General features: G+C 68.7%; 2 protein-coding genes. One reads left to right on the top strand and one right to left on the bottom strand.

Features of this window, described 5'->3' with window-relative positions; genetic code table 11:
* The first annotated feature begins 848 nt into the window (after window positions 1–848).
* Window positions 849–1733 carry an aldo/keto reductase gene (locus J0670_RS34800; protein ID WP_307806827.1) on the top strand — a complete coding sequence of 295 codons (885 nt, stop codon included), beginning with the start codon at window positions 849–851 and terminating at the stop codon, window positions 1731–1733.
* 114 nt (window positions 1734–1847) lie between these two features.
* Here the strand turns inward: J0670_RS34800 and J0670_RS34795 are convergent, their stop codons facing one another.
* Window positions 1848–2519 (bottom strand): ScbR family autoregulator-binding transcription factor, encoded by a 672-nt coding sequence (locus J0670_RS34795; protein WP_207816449.1) that lies wholly within the window; start codon window positions 2517–2519, stop codon window positions 1848–1850.
* Between the last annotated feature and the right edge of the window lie 332 nt (window positions 2520–2851).

Below are 2851 nucleotides of genomic sequence, written 5' to 3'. Positions count from 1 at the left end.
CTCAAGGAACGGACGCTTCCTTCGAGCCGCCTTCCAGCGGGCCCTCCGGGCGCTTCATTCTTTCGTGTTTCCAGCTTATCAGATGTTTTCCGCTCCGCTTCCGGGGCTTCATCATCCAACTCGCCGGTGTCTTCCGGGGTTTGACGCCCCGTCCGACGTTTCAAACTCTAGCCGATCCCCGCTCCGAAAAGCGAATCCAGCCGCAATCCGGATAAACGAGCACGCCGAATAAGCACTGAGCCGCGCCCGCACATGGCAAGGCGACCCGGTCCGAAGCGGAACCTGGTGTTTCTCGTGGATTGGCCGCCCCGGGACCGTCCGCGCAAACGCGTGTCCGGTGCTCCCTGCCGAGCGACTGGTCGACAGTACTCCTACTCCGCGCCCGAAACAAACCGGCCCAGTAGCCCCCTCGACGAATACCGCCGTGCCGCCTGCACAGCAGGGGAGACGAGGCCTTCAACAAGGACAGGGTCACTTGGAGGTGTCGCGGGTGATCTGTTCCAGGACCTCGAGGTCTTCACCGCCGAGACCCCGCTCGGTCGCTACCAGGGCATCACCGACCAGGTGAGGGTGTCCGGCACCCCCGGCGCCCACCGCCTGCCCCCTATCCACCGGCAGGCCCCTAGCGGGTCGGCGCCTGGAACGGCTGGCGAACCCTTGCGCTAAAGATCGGGACCACCGGGTAACGGATCACGGTATGTTGACGTTTCATCAGTCGACCGAGGCCCGCAGAGCCGCCAGGGGACGCCACGGCGCCCGGAGGCCCCGCCTCGTGATCACGCACAGCGCAAGAACCAGCTCAGGACCAGCTCAGGACCAGCTCAGGACCAGCCGGAGGACAGCTTCCCGTGACCAGCGATTCGACCACCGACTCGACCACCCGCCCCGCCGAGGCCGCCGGAACCATCCGGATCGGCGGCGACCTGACCGTCAACCGCTTGGGTTTCGGCGCGATGCGCCTGGCCGGCCCCAACATCTGGGGCGAGCCGACCGACCCCGAGCAGGCCGTACAGGTCCTGCGGCGGGCCGTGGAGCTCGGCGTGACCTTCATCGACACCGCCGACGCCTACGGCCCCTTCACCTCGGAGACGACGATCCGTCGGGCTCTCCACCCCTACGCAGACGACCTGGTCATCGCGACCAAGGCCGGTCAGACCCGCCCCGGCCCGTACGAGTGGGTGCCGCTCGGTCGGCCGGAGTACCTCCGCCAGCAGGCGGAGTTGAGCCTGCGCCACCTCGGCCTGGAGCGCATCGACCTGTTCCAGCTGCACCGGATAGACCCGGCCGTGCCGCTGGAGGAGCAGATCGGCGCGCTGAAGCAGCTGCAGGAGGAGGGGAAGATCCGCCACATCGGTCTGTCCGAGGTGACGGTCGAGGAGATCGAGCGCGCCCGCCGGACCGCCGAGATCGTGTCGGTGCAGAACCTCTACAACCTGGCCGACCGTAAGTACGAGGACGTGCTGCACTACTGCGAGCAGCACGGACTCGCCTTCATCCCCTGGTTCCCGATGGCCTCGGGCGAGCTCGCCCAGCCCGGCGGTCGGCTCGCCTCCGTGCTGGCGTCCCACTCCGCGACGGCCCCGCAGCTCGCGCTGGCCTGGCTGCTGCGGCACTCGCCCGCGCTGCTGCCGATCCCGGGCACGACCTCGGTCGAGCACCTGGAGGAGAACACGGCCAGCGCCCTGATCGACCTGTCCGACGAGGAGTACGAGGCGATCAGCGCCGCCCTCTGACCCGAATCGCCGACCGGCGCCTCACGGGGGCCCGCACCGGACACCCGGTGCGGGCCCCCTCGTCGGTCAGTCGATCAGCAGGCCAGCAGGTCAGGAGGTCAGGAGGCCAGGAGGTCAGTAGGCCGACGGCCCCGGCCGCCGCACCAGTTCGGTCTCCGCCGTGAGCGCCCTAACCAGCTCCAGGTAGTGCGGGGAGCGCCGCGGCGGCAGCAGCCCCGGGATGATCACGTCCCACATCTCCGCCACCCGCTGCGGGAACGACCGGTCCAGCAGCGCCGCCCGGCTCATCAGCTGGATCCCCGTGACGGCGCTGATGATGAAGCCGGCGCAGGCCCGCGGGTCGATGGTGGGGCGCACGTCCAACTCGGCCACGGCCCGCTCCAGTTGCCCTGCGACCACCTCGACCCACTCCCCGTAGCTCTCGCGCGCCGCGCCGCCGGGCACCGCCCGTTCGAGCGTCAGGCGCATACCGGCCCGGGTCACCGGATCCCACAGCACCCGGCCCGCGAGCTCGAAGGTCATCCGGACCACCGTCTCGAACCCCGGGAGGTCCATCGCGAGCAGCTTCTCGCTCGCCTTCCGCGTGAGCTCGTCCTGCCGCTCGATCACGGCCAGCGCGAGCTCCTCCTTCGAGGCGAAGTGGAAGTACAGCGCACCCTTGGTCACCCTGCCCTGCCCCGCGATGTCGTTGAGGCTCGCGGCTCCGTAGCCCTGGCGATCGAACAGATATGCAGCAGCTTCGATGATCGTGGCGCGAGTCAGCTCGGCGCGAGGCTGCCTTGTCATCAGTTGCACCCCGGAAACGACGATGAGACGGGTTGGCCGGTACGTAACCCCCCGGTCAGGGAGGCCGCATCGGCCGCGACGAATCAGATTGGACGACCATAGGTCACATCATGTGCCGGTGCTCCGGTTTCACATCGCCGCAGCTCGCGACGGTGGTTTCGATCGCTCACGACGTTCCCCCGAGGCGACGGCGCCGTCGTTCGACCCGCCGGACGCCGTCTACACCGTTGTGACCCAGCACACCGTACGACACCAGGTGGTCACTTAGACCCCTCGCGGCATCCACCTTTTTCGGCCACCGCCTCCACCATCTCCCTTCCGCCCGCGGAGGC

Source organism: Streptomyces sp. FH025 (assembly GCF_017427025.1).
Taxonomy (GTDB): domain Bacteria; phylum Actinomycetota; class Actinomycetes; order Streptomycetales; family Streptomycetaceae; genus Kitasatospora.
The sequence above is the reverse complement of the archived record's forward strand: the minus strand, read 5'-3'. Positions and strand labels throughout refer to the sequence as shown.